Consider the following 21,862-nt stretch of genomic DNA (forward strand, 5'->3'; position numbering starts at 1 on the left):
TTTATCCTATTTATTGCAGGGAGTATATCATAACATTATCTACATCAAATGTAGTAGTTAACGAATTGCTACCAGTATATTTAAATCCTATATACACATCGCCTGCAAATTCCTTAAGGTTGATATTTCCAGAGTTCACCCAATTCCACTGCCCATCGGCCTCCTTCGCAATTTGGGCATCTAGCTTGGTCCAGGTTGCTGTTTGCGGATTGGTCCCATCGTAGTCCATTGAGATGTAAGCCTCAAGTGTAGCACCGGCCCAATAACCGTACTCTGTGTTAAACTTCAAATAGGTATCAACTCCTGAAGGAATTGTGACCTTGGGAGAAACCAGCCAAACCACATTGCTAGCATCACCTGATTGGTATGCGCTCATACGAGCATAGTAGTTTCCATAGTAACTTTTAACATACCAATTCTTAGAACCCTCAACAGCTATACTTTTCCAACCATCCGAATTAATATCTTGATTCTCGGGCATGCTAGAAAAATCCTGATTAAGCAAAAAGTTTTTAACTGTACGTGGCTCAATTAGTCGAACTTCACCAACCTTACGAATGTATAGCTGATAATCGCTATTATATTTAGAAAGCACAGCCGTTAACTTGCCCTTTCCACTTGGAAGCTCAACATTTGCAAAATTGGCATAATTGCTAGTTCTAACAAGGACTGTATTTCCTAGGTCATCTTCTAAAATTCTGTTAGTGGTTGAAGAACTTTCGGCATATGTTTTCCCTAATTCACTGTCGGCAAACTGTACTCCCGAAAGAGTAATTACCTTGCCAATGAGTTCATCACTAATTTCAGCAATCGTTGTTTCAGTTACGTTAACAGGGTTATCGGTACTTATTGCGTATACTCTTTTGTAAAACTCGGTTGATGAAAGTCGCCCAATAGAACCATTATAATCTCCCCCAAGTTGAAGAACTCCTCCATATTCACCCATATACAAATCTTTACAACTAATCCTAATTTTAGTACCTACAGGAAAATCGGCATAGAGACCAGTTACATCAACCTTAAATTCGATAGCACCAGTTTCATCTTCTAGGAAAAGTTGCTTGTACAGATTGCCAGATTCGTCGTTAGCGGTAACAACAGCCTCAATAACTAGGTTATAAGGAATTTGATAAAGCTTAGATCCATCGTAGAATAGTTTTAACTGCTCAATCGTAGTATTCTTCTCAGGAATTTGGCTACCAAAGCGGGGCTGATTAAAGTCAACATCTGAAGTGTCGCGAATTAGGAACTGGTATGTGCCGCCATAAATGCTGAGGATACCAGTTATAGAGCCACTTCCTTCGGGAAGTTTGCTGTTTGCAAATTTTGCATAACCACTGTTGCGAAGTATAATTTGATTTCCATCTTTATCAACAATAATCCTATTTGTATTCTCCCCTGGAATACTATATGTTACAGCTGGATTCCAAAACTGGACGCTATCAAGTTTTACAAACTTTTGAACCAACCCAGTATTTAATGTAGGAATTGTAATTTTTTCGGGTTGGAGAGCAATCTTTTCCCCTGTAACTCTGACTGAAGATGACAATTTGGATGGGTCAATACCCGTAACTTTAAGCACTCCGCCATCATAATACCCTAAACCAACCTGGTACATCCCATTATAATTATCTAGCACCAAATTATCAACTCTAACAAGAACTCGCTTGCCTGGCTTTAAACCATAAGTAGCATACAAATCGCTCCCATTTATTTTCAAATCTATTCCACCTGTTTCATCGGCAATGGTAACTGTTTCGTAAAAGTTTCCAGCTGAGTCGCTCGACAAAACATAACCATCAATAATAATTGCCATTATTGAATCGTTAGAGCCTTCATCATAAATCTTTTTCCAGTAATCTGAAGGAGCCAAATTACTAACAAGATCAGCGCTACCAGTGTATAAAGCCTTTAACTGTTGTATGGTTAAAGTTTTCTCCCAAGAGGTAGTACTAGTATACACGGGAGGTGTGTCAAATTCTTCTTTAACACATGAACTATTTAATAGGATTAGTCCGGTTAAAGCAATGACTGCAATAAGTAAAAAGTGTTTACGTTTCATTTTAATTCCTCCCACTCTATAGTTGACATCTATCATTTGTAAAACTAATATCATTTAAATCACGCATAAGAAGTTGATATGTACCTTTATAGTAGGTTAGTATACCAACCACCCAACCATTTCCAGTTGGAATCTCATTGTTTGCAAACTTTGAGTAGCCACTTGTTCGGAGCACAATAGGGCTAGTATAAGCTTGAGAACAGGAGACTAATTCGTGATTAAGGGTTATCTTATTTTCACTATCGGCAAATGTAAAAACAGTATTAGTAAGTTTGTTTAGAGTATCCTTAATTTGTACATCTTCAAACTTAACGAGTTTGCCAATGTTTGAAGGTTTCAACTCGGCAGTTGACATAACCAAAGGTGTAATCTCGGTAAGAGTACTACCCTTTTTAAACACATGTTGGCTAATTATAGGATCGCCTTCGAGCCCACTTATTTCCCAATTGCCATTATTACTATAAATTGATCCAAGCTGAATTTGACCGCCGTAGTCGCCAAGGTATAGCCCATTGCAATATACAACAACCTTTTGACCTCGCTTATACTCGTTATAAAGAGTCGTCTTGTTGAGTTTTAGTTCAATAGCGCCAGTTTCATCCTGAATAAAGAGGCTTTTATAAAAATTACCCTCCTTATCATCAGAAATTACAACTCCCTCAATAATAATTGAATCCCTTTCAAAGAACGTTGTTTCGTCGAGCTGATATAGCTCACCTGGATACATTGCTTTTAGCTCTGCAATGCTAGTGTTTGCTGTCAGATTAGTAGAATCGACTCTCGGTGCAACAGGATCGAACGAGAAATCCACGCAGCTTGGTGAGAGAAGTGCAATTCCACCTAGTAACAGAATCGACAGTATGATTGATATCTTTTTCATCTTTAATATGTTAATTCAGTTTCAAAAAATTAAAATCTTAATCCCAAAATCAAGTAGTAAGTTCTACCGTAGCTATAGAAATACTTTGGAGGGAATTTATTAGAGGTTTGCTCAGCAACAGAGTAACGTGCTTGTTCAAATCCGCCAGTCTTAAAATCAGTATTGTCAAGTATATTGGAAACCATGAAGTTAAGATTAATGTAATAATCTTTTACTTTCCACGATTTACCAATGTTGGCATTTACTAAGTAAGCCGAAGGCACTTTCTCCTGTGCAGTAAGAGCATCGCGACGGGGATCACCTGGTTCAAGCCCTTGTAGTGCTTCAGCAGTTCTCTTGCCAGGTGCAAAATCGATATAAATATGGTCGTAGTAACTAACATCAGCACCAATAAACCAGTATTTTGGTGAAGCATATCGAATGCCTAACATCGCAACAGTTTGAGGTGAGTTTGGAACAAAGAAGTTCTTAATGTAAACCACCTGATCCTGAACCAATACTGTTCCAAGGTTGTCTTGGGTTACTGTAGCCAAGGGCCTAGAGGTATATTGATAAGAGCCCAACGATGCGGCAGTATTAAGAGTAAGCGTTGTAGTAAGTTTTATTTCGGCACCAAACTCAACCCCTTTATGAACTTTCTCAATGCCACGCATGGTATAGTTAATAAAAGTACGATAAGTATCGTCGTAGAACGACTTACGTTGAGTTTGATCTGTAAACCTTGTATAGTATGCTGAGAAACGAGCTTTAATATAAGGTGTTCGAAGATTGTAGTTAATATCAGCGGCAGTAATTTTTTCATTAGTTAAACCAGGAATAACAAAATTACTTGTTCGGGGAGAGATATATGAATTACGGAAGAAAGGAGCCCTAGTTATGTATGCCAGATTTCCATCAACATAATGCCTTCCAGATATCTTCCATGTAGCTCCAGCTTTAACACCATAGTTGTGGAACACCTGTTTTGGAGAGTCACCCTTAGAATCTTGGGGGAATCGTCCATTTCTCATATTTCCTGTTCTCCAGAATTCGGTGTAATTATAGTTTGCTCCTGCATAAAAATCGAAATGGGCCAAAGTATAGTTTGCAACAGCCCAAATGTTACCATTATTCACATTGGCATCGTAGCTATAACCAAACTCATCGCCAACCGCAACCTTACGATTAGGGTTATCCAAATCGTTTTGGGCCAAATCGGGGTTAGAGAAGAAATCGCGCTCAACAAACTGATCGATATCTAACCAGTATTGTCCTCCAAGAAGATCATCTATCACCTTGTAATTCTTCCCTTTATAAATAGAAGCATCAATACCTCCATTTATCTTTATTTCTGGGGTAACAACCCAATTTGCTACACTTGAGAATGTGAACTGGCGAGAATCTGTAATGCGATTTTCAACAATGTATTTAGAACGAAGGCTATCATTATCATCAAAGCTATTGTAGTTGACCTGGTAAAGGTAATCCCAATTTATTTGACTTATAGAAGGATCGTTCATGAAAGCATCGGTGATTGCACTAACAACCGAAGGGTCAGAATCAACCCAATAGCTGGGGAGCTTACGATAGTAATCGGGACGAGGATCTAAAGCATCGTACCAGTTTAAACTAGTAGTTTGGTAAGTGCTAATTGAGTATCCGGCTGAGGTTGTAACGGTTAAGTTTGGATTGATATTCCAGTAATGATTCAAAATAAAGGTAGGTTCCTGTTGAAAACGAACCTTTGCATTACGTTTCTCGCCATTCTGGTAGCCCCAATTTGGATTATAGTAGTTTGTACCAGCCAGTTCTTTAGCCTCATCGGTTGAAACGCCTTGCATTCCACGCTTAATGGGTGCATTATAAGTGGTAAAAGCAACCGAATGCTTATCGTTAAACTTTTTCTCGATGCCAACAAAATAAGCCCATGCGTCGTAATTGGTTCCCTCAACGTAACCTTCCTCGGCCCAACGGCGCGAACCACTAATAGTAAAAGCAACTCCGTTTTCCATCATTCCAGTAGAATGAGTAAACATCACCCTATTTGTATAGGTTCTATTGGTTGATGCATATGATACGCGAGTACCAATTCTTTGTTGGGATGCTCTTACATTTAGGTTTGTTGCACCGCCAAGACCGCCAAAGGACCAATCGGTTGGCGTGAGCCCATTGCGTGCCTCCCTATTACGAGTAACATCATTTAGTCCACCCCACGAACTCCAACTTGCAAATCCACTCTCAGGATCGTTTACGGGAATACCATTCATCAAAAGAATTGAATATTCGGGCTTATATCCACGAATATTAAATCGGGCTGCGCTAAATGTATACGCAGCAGCAGAAGCAAAAGCGTCGTTTTGCGATTGGAGTAAACCGCTCACTGCCTGACCACCCGATTCACTTTCCAAATCATCAATTGAGATTGTCACCTCATTAAATGCCATATAAGCGTCATCGCTAATTCCACTTTTTAGCAAAACATCGGGCAGCTGAATGGAGCCTTCAATATTTACACTATTTTCAAAAGTTTCGTAACCAGACAAGACATAATCAATAAGATAGGTACCACCCTTTAGCCCTTCAAACTTATAGAATCCTTTTTCGTCGGTAACAGCATTCAAATTGGCACCAACTACCTGAACACTGACACCAGGAAGGGGATTCCCGCTTTGGGAGTCTTTAACATAACCGCTCACTTCATACTGAGCGAATACCGATATTGCTCCAAATATTAGAGCAAACAATAAAATAAATCTAATTTTCCTCATCTATCTCTGTTTTCAATTATAATAAAACACCTAACAAATAAATTCGTTCTGCAAAAATGAAACTTTTTCATAGATTTTTTATTTTTTTACATTCTTTTTTTTCGTTTGGTTTTATATTTGTCATCACTTTTATTCTACAAAACACTAAATTATGCGTAAAATATTTCTGTATTTATCAGTGCTATCCATGTGGTTTATCCTTAAACCACAGCAAACATTAGCACAAGGGAAAGGTAACAAGGAGCAGTACAAGGTTAGCTGTATAGGTTTTTACAATCTTGAAAACTTATTCGACACGATTCCTGGAGAAAACGACACCGAGTTTACCCCAAATGGGAGAAATAAGTTTACCTCAGAGCGTTACTGGCACAAAATCAATCATATGTCTGAAGTAATTTCACAAATAGGCAGTGAAATTTTTCCAGGCGGACCAGCTATTCTTGGCATTTGCGAGGTTGAAAACAGAAGCGTGGTTGAGGATTTGGTTAACTCGCCAAAGCTAAAACCCTCGGGATATCAAATAGTTCATTACGAATCACATGATCATAGGGGGATTGATGTTGGCCTACTTTATCGGCCTGAATTTTTCAAAGTTACATCGCATCGTTCGGTTCCGCTTCGTATAAAAGATAACCCCAACTTTAAGACTCGCGACCAGCTTGTTGTTAGCGGATTACTCGACGGCGAGCCCATTCATATCATTGTTGATCATTGGCCCTCGCGTCGTGGAGGAGAAAAGCGAAGTTTGCCTTACCGTATGGCTGCCGCCAAGCTAACACGTTCACTTGTTGATTCTATTCTTGCTACAGACCCAAATGCAAAAATAATTGTAATGGGCGACCTAAACGATGACCCAGACAGCAAGAGTGTAATTAAAGGACTAGGTGCAAACCCTTACCGCAATAAGCTTAAGCCAGGTGAACTGTTCAACGCTATGGGAAGTCTTTACCACGAAGGCATTGGAACTCTAGCTTACAGGGATTCTTGGAACCTTTTCGATAACATTATTATAACTCAATCGTTCCTAAATACTGACAAAACCACTTGGACTTTCTACAAAGCCAAAGTATTCAACAAGCCATTTCTACAGCAAAAAAGTGGCAGGTTTGCAGGTTATCCTTGGCGTACTTACGTTGGAGGAAATTTCATGGGAGGCTATTCCGACCATTTCCCTGTATACATGTTTTTAATAAAGAAGAAATAAACTCAACGGGCATTTGCCCGTTTTTTTTTATCTTTACTTAGCATTTAAAATTTAAACATGGCTGCTTCTCGTAAACAAAAAATTGTGGACGAGCCCACACCATTTAAGCTACTGGCTATTGCATCGTCGCTTAGCATTAGCCAAATGGCTTGGCATGCAAGCCAAAACTGCCATTTATCGTTTAAACAAAACACTGATATTGAAGAGCAATTAGGTTTTCCAGCCTTTACAGACAGGGAAACATATTCCAAAAACCCGATTTCACTCATTGGTAACAAATCAAATGGGAAAGTACTATTCCCAAAAATATCTAACATCGACTACATCTTAGAAGTCACAGGAGAATGCGACAACCAGCTAGTAAGCGAACTACTACGCAACATCAGAAGCATTCATGGAGTTCAGGCCGTTGTAGAGCTAGATGCAAAACAAATTAAGCGAAAGGAACCATTTTGCACCGAATAGCTAAATCACAACCCACTACATATCACCCACATAGCAAATCCTGTTACCAAAACACGCGAATTAGTTAAACTTTGTTAAGCCTAGAGTTTTGCATCTCATAAAAATTACCTTTGCTCATATGAGCAGGAAATTACTATTTATACTCACAGGTGTTATCTCTATTGCATCAATAGGGTTGATTCTACTGCAATCAAAGTGGATACGGATTGCTGTAGGAATTAAGGAGGAGCAATTTGCCCAAACAGCAGCATTAGCAATGGAGAGAATTATTGATGAAATAGAGAAACAGGAAACTGTGGTCCAAATTATTGATGAAATAAAGCCTTACTACTCTGTAAACACTAAGGGTTCCGCACAAATGACATATCGGCAAGATATACTAAACAAAACCAAAAGCGGATTCCGTTCAAAACAGATAAGCCAACAGGTTTTCACTATAAATAATCTCGACACCCTAAAACTGCCATCATTCTCTAAAGGATTGGTTGACAGTACTTTATTTGGAAACCTGCCAGTTAAAATAGCACCATCACAGTCCTCTTTTAAAAATAAGCAACAGCTCGCTTTAAGTTTTAGCGATAAGCTATTAAACAAAACAGTGTTTGTTGAGAACATTGTAGATAGGATGATTAGGGTTGAACTCCCGTTGCAGGAAAGAATTTCAAAAGAACAGCTAGACTCCATAATCCAACGAGAACTTAAACGCAAAGGAATTAACGCTTCGTACGAATATAGAGTAACCAACGAAAAAGACAGCACAATTTACGCTAGCACCCGATTTAATCCTCGATTTAAAGGGCTAGTTCTCAGGGAAAAACTATTTCCGAACGACTTTTTTGCTCGCCGATACTTCCTCACCATCTACTTCCCAAATCAAAAAACATATCTTTTAAGCTCATTAGGCCCTATGACATTTGGAACGCTCTTGCTTACCATGTTAATTATTTCTATATTTACAATCACTCTTTATATTATTTTTAAACAAAAAAGGATTTCAGAAATCCGAAATGACTTTGTTAGCAACATGACTCATGAGCTAAAAACCCCTATTTCTACCATATCGTTAGCAGCTCAAATGCTAAACGATAAAAGCATACCTTACGAGCGCAAAAACCTTGATTATTTAGGTGGTGTAATTTCCGATGAAAGTAAACGTTTAGGCCTTCAAGTAGAAAAGGTCCTTCAAATGGCTATTTTTGAAAGAGCCAAACTCAAACTTAAAATTAAAGATGTAGATATTCACGAAATAATAAAGAAAGTTTCTACAAATTTCTCCATTCAGGTTGAGGCACAAAACGGCAGTTTAGAGCACTCTTTGGATGCATCAAGCCCAACTGTAAAAGCAGATGAAGTTCACATAACCAACGTTATAAACAACCTTTTGGACAATGCAATGAAATACAAGAATGGAGAACCAAAAATAAACATTTTTACAAAAGATGCGTCTAAAGGAATAGTTGTAGCCATTCAAGACAACGGAATAGGAATAAGCAGAGAGAACCTAAAAAAAATATTTGATCAGTTTTATAGAGTCCCAAGTGGAAATATTCACAATGTAAAAGGCTTTGGTTTAGGCCTTAGCTACGTAAAAAAGATTGTTGAAGCCCATGGAGGAAAGATATGGGCCGAAAGCAAGGTAGGAGAAGGAAGTACATTTTCATTTTACCTGCCATGGAATGGTCCAGCAGAAAAATAATGTTTTACCTAAAATAACGAATTAACCATGAACCAACGAAAAATCAGAGTTATGCTTGCTGAGGACGATGAGAACCTCGGTTTCCTACTAAAGGAATACTTACAAGCAAAAGAATACGATGTTGACCTATACAAAGACGGCGAAAAAGCCTATAAAGGATTTCAAAACAACTACTACGACATTTGCATCCTGGATGTAATGATGCCTATTAAGGATGGTTTTACTTTGGCTAAGGAAATCAAAATGGTGAACCCTAACATGCCCATTCTTTTCCTCACTGCTAAGTCGATGAAGGAAGATGTAATTGAGGGTTTCGCACTTGGTGCTGACGATTACATGACAAAACCATTCAGCATTGAGGAGTTGCTTATGCGTGTAGAGGCCATTCTACGTAGAACACGGAAGGACTTAAGTGGTGCAGAACAAACCCTATTCCAAATTGGCAAGTACGTTTTTGACTCAGTTAAGCAAACCCTTACCTATGAAAATGATGTTCGTAAGCTAACAACAAAAGAGAGCGAACTTTTGAAATACCTTTGCCTAAACCGCAACTCCCTGCTCGACCGCAACTTTGCTTTAAAAACAATTTGGGCCGACGACAGCTACTTTAATGCTCGCAGTATGGACGTTTACATTACAAAACTACGTAAATACCTTGCAAACGACCCTTCAATTGAGATTATTAACGTTAGAGGTAAAGGGTTTAAAATGATTTATTAACCCAACCAATAAACTTTCTTTTTTCACGTTTTTTACTTAAAGCGGGTTGCTTTTTTAGAAATATTTAATAACTTTATGGTTATTAAGTGTAAAAGGTGTATTTGTTATGGATAGAGTTGAAATAGAGGCTACGATGGAAACTCCAAAAGTAGTACTCGACAAAGATAAATCACTTATAGAATTCGCAGGAAATTCTCTTCCCGAGGATGTTAACACCTTCTATGCCCCTATTCTTGAATGGATTGACAAGTATGTGGCTGACCCCAATGAAACCACAGAAGTTAACATGCGCTTTGATTACTATAACACGTCCTCCTCTAAGATCATTCTTAAAATCTTAGAAAAGTTTAGGGATATTCATAAAAAGGGATACTCCGTTGTAGTTAACTGGCACTATATGGAAGATGATGAAGACATGATTGAAGCAGGTGAGGATTATGCTGAACACCTGAAAATTCCTTTTAAAATGATTCCTATTCAACAATAATTTTTAAACCTGACACAAATGGCTATTCCTTCAAAGTTTAAAGTGTTTACTAACAGGATTTTTGGTAATTTTAAAAATACCGAAACTGTTGAAGCAACCCGTCAGGCACTTGAAAAAGAATACGATGAGTTTAACGATTTTCAAAACTCGGACGAGTTAAAGCGCTATTTAGAACTAGAAGAATGGGTAAAATCTGGTGAACATAAAAAGGTTAAGGCAGAGCTATCTCGCTTAACATTCAAAAACTCCGAAGAGCAAAAAACCGAAAAAGAATTCAAAAAACTTTCTAAATCGAAATCGGTTAAGAAATTCCTTAAAAACAACGGACCCGAAACCCCAGAAGTAAAGCGTTATCTTGATTTAAAGAAAACTGTTGAATCCGACGAGTTCAAAAAAAGGAAAAGTTACCTGCTTTCAAAAAACAAGTTTGAACAATCCGAAGCCTATACAAAGCTTAAAGAATATAATGAGTTAAAGCAGTCCGATAGAATCAAATGGTACTTTTCCCTTTTGAAGGATAGCAAAAAGTTTGACGAGTTTCGCAGATGGAGTCTTGAGTTTTACGACGATTTTGACTCAAATAACATCGACTCCCAGAAATGGTTGACTAAATTTTTCTGGGGTGATGCGCTTCTTAACAAAAACTATTCTTTCTCAAACGACTTACAAAATTACACCGACAAAAATTTTGAGATTGAGAACAGTATTCTCAGGATTGTCACCCGTAAGGAAACATCAGAGGGTATAGCCTGGGATAAAAAATTTGGGTTTGTTCCTAAAAACTTTCATTACACTTCTGGAGTGATTAACACTGGACATGTGCTCAGATTAAAGGAAGGAAAAGTTGAAGCAAAGGTTCGCGTTTCATGTAACCCAGGAGTTACTCATGCCTTTTACTTGGTTGGAAATACAGTGCTTCCTGAAATTGATGTGTTTATTAAAACCGATAGCAATCCCTTTTCGCTAGCTGGTGCATACTTTACCCCAAAAGGTAATGGAAAAATATCAAAATCCATTAGCAAAATTGGCGGAGTAAAATGCAACCAAGAGTTTTACATTTTAGGTGTTGAGTGGAACAAGAACAACATAGTTTGGAGTATTAATGGAACTCCTTACAAGGTAGAAAAAAACACCACGCCCGACATCCCAATGTACCTTGTATTAGCTTCAAGTGTAAACAGTAAAGTTGACGACTCAAGTTTACCTGCTCATTTTGAAATTGACTGGGTACGTTGCTATTTGCCACAACAACTTTAGCCCCTATACCCTACCTGCCACAACCTGCATCTTTGTTATATAGTCCTCGTTATATGTGAATGAGGAATCAAAATCCCACACCCATTCTTGCACTTCGGAAAGCCCCGATAAATCAACATAAACGACAGGGCGACTAAATGCCAATTTGCCATCGCTATCAAAGTATTCTTCCATTATATCAGAAATCAACAATGATTTCCCATTTGGCAAACTTTCTATATGTTTATTCTGTATACTGTTAGCTATTTCAATGCTTTGCCAGTCTGTTATAAGCTTTTTGTTTCGAAGAAACTCGATTGGAATATCACTCAGCTGGCTCAAAAGGTTAAGCGATATTACCATATCAGCATTAAAAACAGCGGGCTTACACTTTTCAACTATATTTATTAGAGTAAAGAAGGAAACATCTTTAAGCTTTGAATCGGTTAGCTTGCTCACTAAACCGCCTGTTAGGTCCTTTGTAACAAACTCAACCTGGTTGTTGCTAGCATACTTTTTAACTACTTCGGCAGGATGAGCAATATCTACAAGAGTAAGTTTAATCCCTAAATCCAAAACTTTTTCAGTAGGGAAATCTAAAAGATAACCGCTCCCAAGCACACAAATGCTTTTTGGAGAAAGACTCCGAACCTTTTGCAGAATAAATTCTTTGGTATTATTTAAATGCCTATCCCACCCCTCTTTCTCTCTAAGATATCGCCTGTAAACCCCAAGTTGCCCAGAATATAGCCCCAGTTGTTTTTGCCTAATACTTTTTCTAAACCTACTAAAAACCATACCCAGTTAATCCATCTTAAGAACAGCCAAGAACGCTTGCTGAGGCACCTCAACAGTACCAATTTGGCGCATACGCTTTTTACCTTTTTTCTGTTTCTCCAACAGCTTACGCTTACGGGTTATATCACCTCCATAACATTTGGCAGTTACATCTTTTCGAACAGCCTTTACTGTTTCACGTGCAATAATCTTTGAACCAATAGCGGCCTGAATGGCAATATCAAATTGCTGGCGAGGAATTAGCTCTTTAAGTTTTTCACACATTCTACGGCCAAATTCGTATGCATTATCGTTATGAATTAGCGAGGAAAGGGCATCTACACCTTCGCCATTAAGCAGAATATCTAGCTTAACTAGTCGAGCCTCTTGGTAGCCATCTACAACATAATCGAAAGATGCGTAGCCACGTGATATAGACTTTAGCTTATCGTAAAAATCGAAAACAATTTCGCTAAGAGGCAACCTAAAGGAAAGTTCAACCCTATCGGATGTCAGAAATACCTGATTTTTCAACACTCCACGTTTATCAATACAGAGCTTAATAACAGCCCCAAGATATTCCGATTTTGTAATAATTTGTGCAGCGATTACAGGTTCTTCAATGTAATCAATCATGGTTGGTGCAGGCAATCCACTTGGATTGTGGACTTCTATCACCTCACCCTTTGTGGTATGTACAAGATATGGAACGTTTGGTACAGTGGTAATAACATCCATATTAAACTCCCTGTATAAACGTTCCTGGACTATTTCCATATGAAGCAGCCCTAGGAAACCGCATCGGAAGCCAAAACCAAGAGCCAACGACGATTCAGGCTCAAAGGTTATAGAAGCATCGTTCAGCTTTAGCTTCTCAAGCGAAGCTCTCAAATCTTCATACTCATCGGCATCAACAGGATAAAGCCCGGCAAAAAGCATGGGTTTTACATCTTCAAATCCAGCTATAGCCTTTTCGCATGGTTTATTAACATGAGTTATTGTATCACCAACTTTAACTTCGCTTGAATCTTTAATCCCCGAAATGATATAACCAACATCACCAGCACTTATAGAATCGCGAGGAATCATTTTTAAACGCAGAATGCCCACCTCGTCGGCTTCATACTCCATTCCGGTATTAAAGAACTTCACCTTATCGCCCTTTCGGATTGTACCATTAAATACCTTAAAGTAAGCGATAATGCCACGAAAAGAGTTGAAAACCGAGTCAAAAATCAGGGCTTGCAAAGGGGCATTAGGATCGCCAGCTGGAGGTTTAATGCGGGTAACAATTGCGTCAAGCACTTCCTCAACACCCTGGCCAGTTTTTGCGCTTACCGCTAAAATCTCCTCAGGCTTACAACCAATTAAATCAACAATCTGGTCCTTAACTTCATCAACCATAGCGGCATCCATATCTATCTTGTTAATCACAGGAATGATTTCCAAATCGTGATTTAATGCAAGATATAGGTTTGATATGGTTTGAGCCTGTATTCCTTGAGTTGCATCAACAACAAGAAGAGCGCCCTCGCACGATGCAATTGCACGTGAAACCTCGTACGAGAAATCGACATGGCCTGGTGTATCAATAAGGTTTAGCTTATATGGCTTGCCCTGATAGGTATATTCCATTTGGATGGCATGGCTCTTTATAGTTATCCCTTTCTCCCGTTCAAGATCCATACTATCAAGCACCTGCTCTTGAAACTCTCTATCAGTTAGCGTATTGGTTAACTGTAATAGTCTATCCGCTAACGTACTCTTCCCGTGATCGATATGAGCTATTATGCAGAAATTTCTAATGTTCTCCATCCTATTCAGTTCTAATGAACTGCAAAGATACTTAAAAGTTGTATATCAGCGAAGTGTTGTTTTATTGTTATGCCCTAAAAAATGCCTTTTAAATTAAATGGACATCATATAGTTTTTCTGTTGTTTTTGTACTAGGGTTATTATTATAAGAAAATTTGAAAAAATTCGGCAAATATGCACCAAGTTGTAAAACTCTCACTATTTTTATAGTTTGAGGAAAAATTAATAAATGACATGGAAATTGTATTTCTTCTTTTAGGCCTGATTATAGGTGCATCAGTATCGTACCTACTGTTTAAAAGCAAAACTGCCGATACCAAAGAGTTAACTCAGAAGGTTGTATCGCTAACCGAGATGCTTAACAAGAAGCAGGTTGACCTAGAAGTGGCAAACGACAGATTTAAACGCGCCGAAGAAGATTTAATTCAGCTAAATAGGACATTAACACAGCGCCAAGAGGAAATAATTGTCCTATCGAACAAGGTCGCATCCTTTGAAGAGTCTCTTAGAAATGCACATCAACAAATAAATGAGCAGAAAGCAGAGATAGAAAATCTTAGAGCTGTAATTGAAGCCAAACAAAAAGACCTAGAACAAGCACGTTACAGGGTAGTTGAGCTTGAAAAGGAGAACAAGTACTTAAATGAGTCGCTTGAGAAACAAAAAAAGGACTTAAAAGAAATTGGCAATCAGTTTACTAAAGAGTTCAAGCTATTAGCCGATCAAATACTTGAAGATAAATCGCAACGATTTACCAAAATCAACAAGGAAACAATTGACAGCCTACTGAAGCCGCTCGACGAGAACATCAAACAATTTCAGAAACAGGTTCAAGAAGTTTACGAGAAGGAGAGCAAGGAGCGTTTTTCGCTTGGCGAAAAAGTTAAGGAACTAAGTGAGCTAAACAAGGCCATTAGTCAGGAGGCCAAAAACCTTACCGAGGCGTTGAAAGGCCAGGTAAAAACTCAAGGGAACTGGGGAGAAATGATACTTGAATCGATTCTCTCAAAATCGGGGTTGGTTAAAGACAGGGAGTATACTGTACAGGAATCGCTAACAAACGAGGATGGTAAGCGTTTTCAACCCGACGTAATAATCAAATACCCCGATAATCGAAAAGTGATTATCGATTCAAAAGTGTCACTAGTAGCCTATGAGCGATATAGCTCAGCGTCGACACCATCCGAACAGCAATCGGCACTTAACGACCTAATTGTTTCAATCAAAAGGCATGTAGATGGTTTGTCGAGCAAAAACTACTCCGATTTAGTTGATTCCCTTGATTTTGTCATGATGTTTATCCCCATAGAGCCTGCCTACATGGTAGCCATGGAGCACGACCCAAGCATCTGGAACTACGCCTACGACAAACGAGTGTTACTAATAAGCCCAACAAACCTTATTGCTGCCCTCAAATTAATATACGATCTTTGGCAAAGAGAGTATCGAAATAGAAACGCAGAAGAGATTGCCAAACGGGGAGGTCTCCTCTACGATAAATTTGCAAACTTTTTGACAAATTTCAGACAAATTGGCGACAGCATAGGAAGGGCGCAGAAGACTTACGATGCGGCACTTGGCCAGCTATCTAACGGAAGGGGGAACCTAATAACGCAAGCCGACCAGCTTAGAAAGTTGGGTGCTAAAACGAAAAATAGAATTCCAGAAGATTTCTTGCAAAACGAGAATGAACTTGAAGAATAGTTGAACTATTTTACTATAACACTCGTAATAAGTTAAGAATTACAGATTCACTAAAATGCCTTTGCTATGATTTCGGTTTGCATACCGGTTTATAATTTTGATGTTACCGAATTGGTTAATGAGCTATTAGCTCAGGCCAATCGGATAAACTATCCTATTGAAATTCTTCTGTTTGACGATCATTCTCACAGCTATTTTCGTAAAAAAAATGAGCCGTTAGGTTTAAATAGCAAGGTAAACTACTTAGAATTTGACTTTAACATAGGCCGATCAAAAATACGAAATCGTTTAGCGGATGTTGCTTCCGGACAATGGTTGCTCTTTTTAGATTGCGATGTAATGGTAGATGACCCAAATTACCTAAAACGTTATATCGACAACTTACCAAATGCAAAAGTAATTTGCGGAGGCCGAAAGTATGGTCCAAAACCATTCAGGCCAGAACTGCTTCTTAGATGGAAGTATGGTGTTTACCGAGAATGCAAATCGGCCTACATTAGGCAGATGACTCCTTACAGCTCTTTTATAAGCGGCAACTTTGTTATTGAAACCGAAACTTTTCAAAACATTCGTTTCAACGAGGAACTATCTGGTTATGGGCACGAGGATACTCTTTTGGGAATTGACCTAAAGAGGAATCAAGTAGATATCCTTCATATCGACAACCCAACCATTCATATGGGACTTGACAGTTGTAAAGAATTCATTGAAAAGACTGAGCAAGGGGTATCGAACCTGGCCAAAATACTTCAAATGACACCTTGTATGCGAAAGGAATTAGAAAAATCTATCACGCTATTAAAAGTTTTTCGTTTTTTGAGGATGATAGGGCTTCTTTTACCACTTCGTTGGATTTCTAAGGTTTACACTCCATTCATACGACAGAATCTTTGCAGCAAACGTCCATCAATTCTTATAATGGACTTTTATAAGCTAACCATTCTTGCCAGGCTATACACAAAAGGTTGGCGAAAGATAAGCCAACCTTGAAATCAAGTCAAAGTGATAATTTTTATTTTTCCCTGAAATAAATCTGAATTGGTACCCCCGAAAAATTGAATCGTTCACGAAGCCTATTTTCCAAAAACCTTTTGTAGGGGTCTCTGACATACTGGGGCAGGTTGCAAAAGAACGCAAACTGAGGAGTACGAGTAGGGAGCTGAGTTGCATACTTTATTTTAACAAGTTTGCCCTTATAAATAGGCGGCTGTTTTATTTCAAGGGTCTCGTGTAAGAAATTGTTAAGTTCCGAAGTGGATACTCTTCTTTTCCTATTCTCGTACACCTGCATTGCCTCTTCAACCACTTTAAACACGCGCTGTTTGGTTAATGCCGATGCAAAGACAATTGGGATGTCGTTGAATGGTGCCAAACGCTCTTTAAGTAGTTCGGTGTATTCCTTCATAGTCTTGTTATCCTTCTCTACCAAGTCCCACTTGTTAACAACCAGAACAACACCCTTTTTATTTCTAACGATTAAACTAAAAATATTCATATCCTGTCGTTCTAGCCCCTGGGTAGCATCAATCAGCAGCAGGCAAACATCGGAACTTTCAATGGCCCTAACTGAACGCATAACGGAGTAAAACTCGAGATCTTCCTTTACCCTGTTTTTTCGACGAAGGCCAGCCGTATCAACTATAATGAATTCGTGACCGAACTTTCGATAATGAGTATCAATTGCATCGCGAGTTGTACCAGCAATAGGTGTAACAATATTTCTTTCCTCACCTATAAAGGTGTTTATAAGGGAAGATTTACCAACATTTGGTCGTCCAACAACGGCAATACGTGGAATTCCTTCTGCATCATCCGTTTCCGGTGTTTCATCAAAATGTTTGATCACCTCATCAAGCAAATCGCCAGTTCCAGAACCATTTATTGATGAAACGCACCAAGGATCGCCCAAACCTAAGCTGTAAAACTCTGCAGCCTGCATGCGGATATTGTTATTATCAACTTTATTGGCAACCAGGTAAACTGGCTTTTGTGTTCTACGAAGAATATCTGCAACAGCCTCATCCATATCGGTTATTCCCTCCTGCGCATCTACTAGGAAGGTTATAACATCGGCCTCATCAACAGCTAGTAGTACCTGTTTGCGAATCTCTTCCTCAAAAATATCGTCGGAATTTTCCACCCAGCCACCAGTATCGATAACTGAGAACTCCACTCCGTTCCAATCGCTTTTACCATAAATTCTATCGCGTGTAACACCTGCAATTTCATCGACTATTGCATGACGCTTTCCGACCAATCGATTAAAGAATGTAGATTTACCAACGTTTGGCCTACCTACTATTGCAACCAAGTTTCCCATTGGGTATCGTATTTTAAATTAACAAAACATCTAAATTGGATAGCCAAAGCGTTTTAGCTTAGTCTCGCTATTGCGCCAGTTGGGGTCAACCTTCACATATAGCTCCAAGAAAACTTTTTTCCCAAGAAAACTTTCCAAATCAAGTCGAGCCTCGGTGCCAACCCTTTTAAGCATCTTTCCTTGACTTCCAATGATTATTGATTTTTGCGACTCCCTATCAACATAAATAATTGCTCGAATCCTGTCAATAGTTTCCGACTCCTTGTACTCCTCTATATCAATTTCAACAGAGTAAGGGACCTCTTTTTTGTAATGAAGCAAAATTTTTTCGCGAATTATTTCAGCAGCAAAAAAACGGAGTGTCTTATCTGTAAGGGTATCCTTTGGAAAATATTCAGGCCCTTCTGGCAATTTTTCTACAATGAGCTTAACTAGCTCGCTGGTGTTAAAGCCATGAAGTGCCGATATCGGCAACACTTGTGCCTTTGGCATCATCTGCTTCCACTCCTCAATAAGAAGGGCTACTTTCTCTTGAGTTGAAAGGTCCACCTTGTTTATGGCAAGAATAATAGGAATGTTAAGTTGCTGGAGCTTATCAAGGAACTCTTGATTTTTGTTTGGGGTCTCAACCGTGTCGGTAATATAAAGGATAACATCGGCATCCTCAAGAGCTGATTCAACAAACCTCATCATTGCAGACTGCAGTTTGTATGCTGGCTTAAGGATTCCAGGAGTGTCGGAATATATTATTTGGAAATCATCGCCATTAACTATGCCCATTATTCTATGGCGGGTGGTTTGCGCTTTACTCGTAACAATTGAAAGCCGCTCGCCCACCAAGGCATTCATTAATGTGGATTTTCCAACATTTGGATTACCAATAATATTTACAAAACCCGATTTGTGTGGCATGTCAAAATAGTTTGATTAGTAGAACCGATTCATTTTTAGCATATTGATTTCCTTTGATGTAAGGAAACGCCATTTACCACGGGGTAAGTTCTTTTTGGTGAGCCCTGCAAAGTACACCCTATCAAGCTTGTTAACCTTATAGCCCAACGACTCAAAGATACGTCGCACTACCCTATTCTGACCGCTATGAATTTCTATTCCAACCTCCGAACCATTTGAGCCATTTACATAATCAACAGCATCTACCTCAATCTTTTCTCCGTCGAGTTCTATACCATCAAGAATTTTTTCTAAGTCTTCAGGCCTAACCTTTCGGTTCAAACCAACATGATAGATTTTACGTTTTCTAAAACTAGGATGGGTTAACCTAGTTGTCAGATCTCCATCATTTGTTAGAAGTAGCACACCAGTACTATTACGATCTAATCGGCCAACAGGATAAACGCGCTCCTCACATGCACCTCTAATCAAATCCATCACAGTATGCTTAGCATGTGGGTCGTCAACAGTTGTAATATAATCCTTTGGTTTATTCAAAAGAATGTAAACCTTACGCTCGGCTGTAATCTTTTTTCCCTTAAAAAGCACCTCATCGTCGCGATGAACCTTTGTACCTAGCTCGGTGACAACCTTACCATTTACAGTCACTAAACCATTGGCAATGTGCTCATCGGCTTCACGGCGGCTGCAAATACCAGAATTGGCAATAAAACGGTTCAAACGAATAAGACCATCGTCTTTGCTGGCTACTACCTTTTCGGCTTTGCTATTTTCTGCATTGTACTCATTACGCCTATCATTGCTATAGCGTTTTGGTTTTAAATCCTTAGACGAGTTCTGTTTGCGGTCGTCACGGCCCCAAAATCCTGAGCGAGGAGAATTGCTTCGCCTCTCCTCATTTCGTTCAAATTTATCGCCACGGCCATCGTCATTTCTTTTCCATGAGCGAGGCTGATAGGCTTTTGGCTTATCATTTTCGGAATTTCTTTTTGCCTTAAAGGTGTTTCGATTGGTTGAGCGATTTGAGGGGCTTTCTCTACGATTGCTCTTTGAAAATTCATTGGTAGAATTATAATTCACCACCTCAGAACTTGACCTTTTTTCCTTAACTGTTTTTACGGTTAACGTTCTGGGCTTGTAAACCCTGGCGGGTTCATCTGGGGCGTTACTCCGCTTCTCGCGTTTAACATCCCTTTTGGCATTCTCTTTCTTCATGTAAAAATCTATAAATTAATTTATTGGACTAACGCTTTAGTCGAATTTGCGTGCAAAGATACTAATAAAAATCTATTTATTAGTTGTGAATGAATAATTTATGTTAAAGAGAGAATTAAAATTTAAGGTAGAAATCGCTTGTTAGCTCCTTATACGCATCGGTAAAACTACCATCAGCATTATGAATAGATAAAGTAGATTCAACAAGGGGTATTTTAGTCTTCTCAAACTGCAGCAAAAGCCTTAAAACTCTTTTTCCTGGACGTGAAACAACATTTACCTTCTTGTTACAATACAGTCCAAAAGAGCTTGCCTGGGCAATAAACACATTCCCTTCGGCATAAGGGAACACGCCACAAAATTTCCCCTGGGGCAAAAGAAGTTTTGAAATTCCTTTTAACAAATCCTCATTGGGCAGTGAATCGGTATGACGTGATATATTTTTAGCCTGCTTAGGCGATTTGAGCGATTGGTTAAAATAGGGAGGGTTTGAAACGATCAAATCGTACGATTTGCTTACAGTTTCAGCAAAAGTTTGAAACGATGTGTTAATTACATCCATCCTATCGGGCCAAGGTGAATTAGCAATGTTCTGTCTAGCATCGGCAGCTGATTGAACATCAATTTCAACTGCATCTATTAATGCATCAGTTTTTCGCTGGGCAAGCATCAAAGCTATAACACCTGTGCCAGTTCCTACATCAAGAATTCGCTTCGCCTCAGCAATATCAGCCCATGCACCAAGAAGTACTCCATCGGTGTTAACACGCATGGCTGCGTTATTTTGAACTATGGTAAACTGTTTGAATCTAAAATAGTTATTTCCCATTCCTTTTGGGTTAGAACTTCTCATGAATGCCCAATCCAAAGAGGGCGTAATCGTATTTAACCGGATCGTTAGAATCGAACTGTTTAAGTGAATTGGTAAGCTCAAAAACAGCCTTAAAATCATCGGCCTTTCGGTTAAGAAGGCCTAAACGTCGTCCTACCCTACCAGTGTGCAGGTCTAAAGGCATTAGCAAAGCCGAAGTTGGGATTGAATCCCATAAGCCAAAATCAACTCCTTCGGTTGAAGGCCGAACCATCCACCTGAGAAACATGTTTATGCGTTTTGCAGCTGCACCTTTATCAACATTGGGCACATGGCGCAATGTTCTGGCAGGAACCTCACAAGAAATAAATACGTTGCGGTAGGCTCTAATAGCACCTGAAATGGCATATTCAGCAGAGTAGCCATCAGTAAAAACTTTCTGTAACCCACCCATTTGGGTATAGATATGCCTTAAAACATACATAAACTCTATGGCATCGGCAGTGCTAAAAGTGCGGTGAACAAACCCTGCTAGCCTTTGCTCATCGGATTTGGTAAAATTTGTCACAAACTCGAAGGGCTTTTGTCCCATTATCTCCATCAATCGGTTAGCACTGTTAATAATAGATTTACGGCTCCCCCAAGCAAATGTCGATGCAAAAAGAGCTGCTATCTCAATATCGTTTTTACTTGAAAATCGATGAGCAACCTGTATGGGATCACCATCGATAAAGGCAGGACAGGCATATCGTCTATACCTATCATTAAGCAAATCGGCAAGTTGTTCGAACGATTCTGGCATGTACATGCG

At 39.0% G+C, this 21,862-nt stretch carries 18 protein-coding genes; 8 read left to right on the top strand and 10 right to left on the bottom strand.

Features of this window, described 5'->3' with window-relative positions:
• Positions 1-10: 10 nt before the first annotated feature.
• From FHG85_RS10845 to FHG85_RS10855, 3 genes are read right to left on the bottom strand one after another with little or no spacing between them, the layout of a single operon-like run.
• The gene (locus FHG85_RS10845; RefSeq protein ID WP_173075789.1) at positions 11-2,116 is read right to left on the bottom strand and encodes a DUF5689 domain-containing protein; all 2,106 of its coding nucleotides are present in this window, start codon (positions 2,114-2,116) and stop codon (positions 11-13) included.
• Complete coding sequence (locus FHG85_RS10850; RefSeq protein WP_173075791.1) at positions 2,079-2,942, bottom strand: DUF5689 domain-containing protein; 864 nt, start codon at positions 2,940-2,942, stop codon at positions 2,079-2,081. Before FHG85_RS10850 ends, FHG85_RS10845 begins: the two co-directional genes overlap by 38 nt.
• Positions 2,943-2,971: 29 nt before the next feature.
• Entirely contained in the window at positions 2,972-5,689 is a 2,718-nt protein-coding gene (locus tag FHG85_RS10855; protein ID WP_173075793.1) for a TonB-dependent receptor, read from the bottom strand.
• Between the two features lie 151 nt (positions 5,690-5,840).
• Here FHG85_RS10855 and FHG85_RS10860 point away from each other — a divergent pair, with 151 nt between their 5' ends.
• From FHG85_RS10860 to FHG85_RS10885, 6 genes are all read left to right on the top strand, one after another.
• Positions 5,841-6,893, top strand: a complete 1,053-nt coding sequence (locus FHG85_RS10860) for an endonuclease/exonuclease/phosphatase family protein (RefSeq protein WP_220429203.1) — start codon at positions 5,841-5,843, stop codon at positions 6,891-6,893.
• A gap of 57 nt (positions 6,894-6,950) precedes the next feature.
• Positions 6,951-7,358: an IPExxxVDY family protein gene (locus tag FHG85_RS10865; RefSeq protein WP_173075795.1), complete on the top strand. Its 408-nt coding sequence runs from the start codon at positions 6,951-6,953 to the stop codon at positions 7,356-7,358.
• 118 nt (positions 7,359-7,476) lie between these two features.
• A complete protein-coding gene (locus FHG85_RS10870; RefSeq protein ID WP_173075797.1) occupies positions 7,477-9,054 on the top strand; it encodes a sensor histidine kinase in 1,578 nt (525 codons plus the stop codon).
• A gap of 27 nt (positions 9,055-9,081) precedes the next feature.
• A complete protein-coding gene (locus tag FHG85_RS10875) occupies positions 9,082-9,774 on the top strand; it encodes a response regulator transcription factor (protein WP_173075799.1) in 693 nt (230 codons plus the stop codon).
• Between the two features lie 106 nt (positions 9,775-9,880).
• On the top strand, positions 9,881-10,261 hold the full coding sequence (locus tag FHG85_RS10880; protein WP_173075801.1) for a DUF1987 domain-containing protein: 381 nt from the start codon (positions 9,881-9,883) through the stop codon (positions 10,259-10,261).
• An 18-nt stretch (positions 10,262-10,279) separates the two neighbouring features.
• A complete protein-coding gene (locus FHG85_RS10885; RefSeq protein ID WP_173075803.1) occupies positions 10,280-11,518 on the top strand; it encodes a glycoside hydrolase family 16 protein in 1,239 nt (412 codons plus the stop codon).
• Positions 11,519-11,521: 3 nt separating this feature from the next.
• Here the strand turns inward: FHG85_RS10885 and FHG85_RS10890 are convergent, their stop codons facing one another.
• A complete protein-coding gene (locus FHG85_RS10890; RefSeq protein WP_173075805.1) occupies positions 11,522-12,295 on the bottom strand; it encodes a hypothetical protein in 774 nt (257 codons plus the stop codon).
• 6 nt (positions 12,296-12,301) lie between these two features.
• The gene (gene lepA, locus FHG85_RS10895) at positions 12,302-14,089 is read right to left on the bottom strand and encodes a translation elongation factor 4 (protein ID WP_173075807.1); all 1,788 of its coding nucleotides are present in this window, start codon (positions 14,087-14,089) and stop codon (positions 12,302-12,304) included.
• A 234-nt stretch (positions 14,090-14,323) separates the two neighbouring features.
• Here lepA and rmuC point away from each other — a divergent pair, with 234 nt between their 5' ends.
• On the top strand, positions 14,324-15,793 hold the full coding sequence (rmuC, locus tag FHG85_RS10900) for a DNA recombination protein RmuC (RefSeq protein ID WP_173075809.1): 1,470 nt from the start codon (positions 14,324-14,326) through the stop codon (positions 15,791-15,793).
• 66 nt (positions 15,794-15,859) lie between these two features.
• The gene (locus FHG85_RS10905) at positions 15,860-16,783 is read left to right on the top strand and encodes a glycosyltransferase family 2 protein (protein ID WP_173075811.1); all 924 of its coding nucleotides are present in this window, start codon (positions 15,860-15,862) and stop codon (positions 16,781-16,783) included.
• Positions 16,784-16,805: 22 nt separating this feature from the next.
• On the opposite strand, the gene der is transcribed toward FHG85_RS10905, so the two are convergent.
• From der to FHG85_RS10930, 5 genes are all read right to left on the bottom strand, one after another.
• Complete coding sequence (gene der / locus FHG85_RS10910; protein WP_173075813.1) at positions 16,806-18,113, bottom strand: ribosome biogenesis GTPase Der; 1,308 nt, start codon at positions 18,111-18,113, stop codon at positions 16,806-16,808.
• A gap of 30 nt (positions 18,114-18,143) precedes the next feature.
• Complete coding sequence (gene era / locus FHG85_RS10915) at positions 18,144-19,025, bottom strand: GTPase Era (protein ID WP_173075815.1); 882 nt, start codon at positions 19,023-19,025, stop codon at positions 18,144-18,146.
• Positions 19,026-19,040: 15 nt separating this feature from the next.
• Positions 19,041-20,240 (bottom strand): pseudouridine synthase, encoded by a 1,200-nt coding sequence (locus FHG85_RS10920; RefSeq protein WP_173075818.1) that lies wholly within the window; start codon positions 20,238-20,240, stop codon positions 19,041-19,043.
• Between the two features lie 115 nt (positions 20,241-20,355).
• Positions 20,356-21,069, bottom strand: coding sequence for a tRNA1(Val) (adenine(37)-N6)-methyltransferase (locus tag FHG85_RS10925; protein ID WP_173075820.1), 714 nt, complete (start codon positions 21,067-21,069; stop codon positions 20,356-20,358).
• A gap of 10 nt (positions 21,070-21,079) precedes the next feature.
• Positions 21,080-21,859 carry a TIGR02757 family protein gene (locus tag FHG85_RS10930; protein ID WP_220429204.1) on the bottom strand — a complete coding sequence of 260 codons (780 nt, stop codon included), beginning with the start codon at positions 21,857-21,859 and terminating at the stop codon, positions 21,080-21,082.
• Positions 21,860-21,862 lie beyond the last annotated feature (3 nt).

This window comes from Tenuifilum thalassicum (assembly GCF_013265555.1).
Classification (GTDB): domain Bacteria; phylum Bacteroidota; class Bacteroidia; order Bacteroidales; family Tenuifilaceae; genus Tenuifilum; species Tenuifilum thalassicum.